This is a genomic window from Vibrio sp. OPT18 (genome assembly GCF_015163615.1).
Classification (GTDB): Bacteria; Pseudomonadota; Gammaproteobacteria; order Enterobacterales; family Vibrionaceae; genus Vibrio; species Vibrio coralliirubri.
On sequence record NZ_JADDYK010000054.1, the window covers coordinates 1 to 667 of the forward strand.

A 667-nucleotide genomic window follows, 5' to 3' on the forward strand; every position below is an offset into this window, starting at 1 on the left:
GTAACAAGGTAGCCCTAGGGGAACCTGGGGCTGGATCACCTCCTTATACGAAGATATCTTTGATGAGTACCCACACAGATTGATTAGGTTTAGAAAAGCAAAGAGATGAAGAACTCCCAAGTTCTTCGACATTTGTTTCTACTTTTAAAGTGGAAATGAATTGCAGTGTCCCGTTCGTCTAGAGGCCTAGGACACCGCCCTTTCACGGCGGTAACAGGGGTTCGACTCCCCTACGGGATACCATTGGGTCGTTAGCTCAGTTGGTAGAGCAGTTGACTTTTAATCAATTGGTCGCAGGTTCGAATCCTGCACGACCCACCATTCTTTCTCCACGAAGGAATTAAAACTTTTAGTGGGCGATTAGCTCAGTTGGGAGAGCACCTGCCTTACAAGCAGGGGGTCACTGGTTCGAGCCCGGTATCGCCCACCATTCTCTAAATATTCTTGGAAGTTAAAACTCCAAACCACTTCTTATGTCGCTGGTTGGATTTTTCGACTGTGAGAGTCTTTAGAAAATGAACTTCACAAGAAGTCTCATTGCTCTTTAACAATTTGGAAAGCTGACTGATTGATTTACTTACGAGTAATTCAATCAAATTTAAAAGTTCTCAATGTTTATCTTTCATTAGATAAACACAACAAACACATTCAAGTGTCTTGTATTCGA

3 tRNA genes are annotated in these 667 nt (G+C 42.7%); all 3 read left to right on the forward strand.

Annotated elements, in window-relative coordinates:
* Positions 1 to 167: 167 nt before the first annotated feature.
* A tRNA-Glu gene (locus tag IQQ51_RS14470) sits at positions 168 to 243 on the forward strand.
* 2 nt (positions 244 to 245) lie between these two features.
* A tRNA-Lys gene (locus tag IQQ51_RS14475) sits at positions 246 to 321 on the forward strand.
* A 33-nt stretch (positions 322 to 354) separates the two neighbouring features.
* Positions 355 to 430 (forward strand) — tRNA-Val (locus IQQ51_RS14480).
* Positions 431 to 667: the final 237 nt, after the last annotated feature.